3 protein-coding genes are annotated in these 3,415 nt (G+C 79.8%); all 3 read left to right on the plus strand.

Annotated elements, in window-relative coordinates; translation table 11 throughout:
* Positions 1-104 precede the first annotated feature (104 nt).
* The 3 genes from ACRYR7_RS24815 to ACRYR7_RS24825 are packed head-to-tail and all read left to right on the plus strand — an operon-like array spanning position 105 to position 3,243.
* Positions 105-932: an ATP-binding cassette domain-containing protein gene (locus ACRYR7_RS24815; protein ID WP_432575013.1), complete on the plus strand. Its 828-nt coding sequence runs from the start codon at positions 105-107 to the stop codon at positions 930-932.
* Positions 929-1,669: an ATP-binding cassette domain-containing protein gene (locus tag ACRYR7_RS24820; protein WP_432575015.1), complete on the plus strand. Its 741-nt coding sequence runs from the start codon at positions 929-931 to the stop codon at positions 1,667-1,669. Before ACRYR7_RS24815 ends, ACRYR7_RS24820 begins: the two co-directional genes overlap by 4 nt.
* Positions 1,670-1,716: 47 nt before the next feature.
* On the plus strand, positions 1,717-3,243 hold the full coding sequence (locus ACRYR7_RS24825) for an ABC transporter substrate-binding protein (protein WP_432575016.1): 1,527 nt from the start codon (positions 1,717-1,719) through the stop codon (positions 3,241-3,243).
* Positions 3,244-3,415: the final 172 nt, after the last annotated feature.

Consider the following 3,415-nt stretch of genomic DNA (forward strand, 5'->3'; position numbering starts at 1 on the left):
CGGGCTCCGCGCACGTGCGGGCGACCCCGACGGGGGAATGAGAAGCGTTACCGTCGTCGTCTACAGTGCTCCCCGACCCCGCCCCACCGCCCGGAGGAGCCGACGTGGCCCTGCTCGACGTGCGCGACCTGCACGTGCGCGGAGCCGCCGGGGACCTGCTGCGCGGGGTGGACCTCAGCGTCGGGGAGCACCGGCGGGTGGCCGTGCTGGGCCCCTCCGGCTCCGGCAAGTCCCTCACCACCGCCGCCGTCCTGGGCCTGCTGCCGCCGGGGCTGCGCGCCGGCGGCAGCGTGCGGCTGGGGGGCGCGGAGGTGCTGGGGGTCCCGGCCGCCCGGCGCCCGGCGCGCTCGCGCCCGGGGCTGGTGCGCCAGGACTCCTCCGGCGCGCTGCACCCGCTGCTGCCCGTGGGGCGCCAGCTCGCCCTGCCGGTGCGCGCCCGCGGCCGCGCCGCGCGCGCGCAGGTGCTGGAGACGCTGCACGCCCTGGGCTTCCGCGAGCCGCGGCGCGTGGCCGCCGCGCTGCCCTCGGAGCTGTCCGGCGGGCAGCGCCAGCGCGTGTGCCTGGCGCTGGCGCTGGCCACGCCCTCGGCGCTGCTGGTGGCCGACGAGCCCACCACCGCCCTCGACGTCGTCACCCAGGCCGGCGTGCTGGAGCTGCTGCGCGAGCGCACCGGCCCCGCGGCCGGCCGGGCGCTGCTGCTGGTCACCCACGACGTCGCGGTGGCCGCGGCGCTGTGCGAGGAGGTCGTCGTCCTCGACGGCGGCCGCGTCGTCGAGCACGCACCGCTGGAGCGGGTGCTGCGCGCCCCGGCGCACGAGCGCACCCGCGAGCTGGTCGCCGCCGCCCGCGCCGTCGACGCGCACCTGGCCGCGCTCGCGGCGCCCGCCGCCGCACCGGGCGCGGCGCGCACGGGCCCGCGGGTGGCGTCGTGAGCCTGCTGACCTGCCGCGGGCTGTCCCGGCGCGTGCTGCGCGACGTGGACCTGGACGTCGCCCCCGGCGAGCGCGTCGGGCTGCTCGGCGAGTCCGGCGCCGGCAAGACCACGCTGCTGCGCGCGCTGCTGGCGCTGGAGGAGCCCGACGCCGGGACGGTGGCGTGCCGGGGGCGCGCCGTGCGGCCGGGCCCGGCGCGGCGGCTGCGCTGGTACCGCCGCCTGGTGCAGCACGTGCCGCAGGACCCCGCCACGACCCTGGACCCGCGCGCCCGGGTGCGGGAGCTGGTGGCCCTGCCGGTGCACCGCCTGGGCACGCCCGAGGAGCGCCGCCGCGCCGGCGAGCTCGTCGAGGAGGCGCTCGACCTCGTGGGCCTGCCCGCCGACCGGCGCGCGGCCCGCCCCGGGGAGCTGTCCGGCGGGCAGGCGCAGCGCGTGGCGATCGCCCGCGCCCTGGTGCTGCGCCCGCGGCTGCTGCTGGCCGACGAGCCGGTCAGCGGCCTGGACCTGCCGCTGCGCGAGCTCGTGCTGGAGACCCTGCGCACCGTCTCCGAGCAGCGCGGCACCGCCCTGCTGCTCGTCTCGCACGACGTCGCCGCGGTCGCCGCGCTGTGCGGGCGGACCCTCGTGCTCTCGCAGGGCCGCCTGGTGGAGGACGCCCCCACCCGCGAGCTGCTCACCGCCCCGCGGCACCCGGCCGCGCGCGCCCTCGTGGAGGCCGTGCCCGTCCTGCCCTGAAGACCGCAGAACCCCCCACCGCAGAACCCCGAGCCCCGGAGGAACCCGTGCGCGTCCGCTCCACCCTGCCCGCCACCACCGTGAGCGTCGGCCTCAGCGCCGTCCTGCTCACCGGCTGCTTCTCCTCCCCCGAGGGCGGCGGCAGCGGCGGTGCCACGGCCACCGGCGGGGGCGGGGACCGGGTGAGCGTGGCGATGCTGCAGCCGCCGCGCTCGGGGCTGACCCCCTTCAGCGACGACGCGTTCAAGCTCTCGCGCTGGTCCACCGCCGAGACCCTCGTCGTGCTCGACGGGGCCGGCGACGCGCAGCCGGCGCTGGCCACCGCCTGGGAGCAGGTGGACCTGCGCACCTGGCGCTTCGAGGTGCGCCGGGGCGTGACGTTCCACGACGGCACCGACCTGACCGCGCAGCAGGTCGCCGCGGTGCTGACCGCCGCCACCCTGGCCAGCCCCAAGCCGCGCATCCTCGACGGCGTGGAGCTCACCGCCGAGGTCGACCCGGCCGACCCCGCCGGCGCGGTGCTGGTGCGCACCGGCGACGCCGACCCGCTGGTGCCGCAGCGCCTGTCCAGCCCGCAGCTGTCGATCCTGTCCGCGGCCGCGTACCGCCCCGACGGCACCGTCGACCCGGTCGGGCACGGCACCGGCCCCTTCGAGCTGGTCGCCGTGGACGGCACCTCCAGCGCCACCCTGGACCGCTACGACGGCTACTGGGGCGAGCCGGCGCGGGCCGCCGGGATCGACGTGGACTTCGTGCCCGACGGCACCGCGCGCGCCGCCGCGCTGCGCACCGGCACCGCCGACGTCGTGGAGGCCGTGCCGGTCTCGCAGGCGGCGCTGCTGGAGGAGGACCAGGTCTTCGAGGTGCCCATGCCGCGCACCAACACGCTGTACCTGAACACCGAGCGCGGCGCGTTCACCGACCCCGCGCTGCGCGCCGCCGCGCGCGAGGCGATCGACCGCGAGGGCGTCGTGGAGACCGTCTACGAGGGCCGCGCCGACGTCGCGCAGGGCCTGCTCGGCCCGGCGCTGCCGTGGGCGGCGGCCGGGCGCCCGCAGCGCGGCGAGACCCCCGCCGGGGACCCCGCCGGGCGCGAGGTCGTGCTGGCGACGTTCACCGACCGCGCCGAGCTGCCGGAGGTCGCGGTGCAGCTGGAGCAGCAGCTGGAGGCCGCCGGGTTCACCGTGCGCCAGGAGGTGCGCGAGTACGCGCAGATCGAGGCCGACGCCCTGGCCGGGGCGTTCGACGCGTTCATCCTCTCGCGCGCCACCGTCCTGGACTCCGGGGACCCGGTGGCCTACATGTACTCCGACTTCGCCTGCGACGGCTCGTTCAACATCGCGCAGCTGTGCGACCCGGCGATCGACGAGGCGCTGCGCACCGCGGCCGCCACCCCGGCCGGGGAGGCGCGCCGCGCGGCGGTCCTGGCCGCCGAGCGGCTGGTGCTGCAGTCCGACGCGGCGATCCCGATGCTGCACGAGCGCGTGATCCAGGGCGAGTCCGGCGACTTCACCGGCCTGGCGCGCGACTCCCGCGAGCGCGAGCTGGTCACCGCGCAGACCTCCCCGCGCTGATGCGCCCCTCCGCGCGCGCGCTGGCGCGCGCCGGCCTGCGCGCCCCGGTGGGGGGGGGGGGGGGGGGGGGGGGGGGGGGGGGGGGGGGGGGGGGGGGGGGGGGGGGGGGGGGGGGGGGGGGGGGGGGGGGGGGGGGGGGGGGGGGGGGGGGGGGGGGGGGGGGGGGGGGGGG

Origin of the sequence: Kineococcus gurbantunggutensis (assembly GCF_050871925.1) — a bacterium.
GTDB lineage: Bacteria > Actinomycetota > Actinomycetes > Actinomycetales > Kineococcaceae > Kineococcus.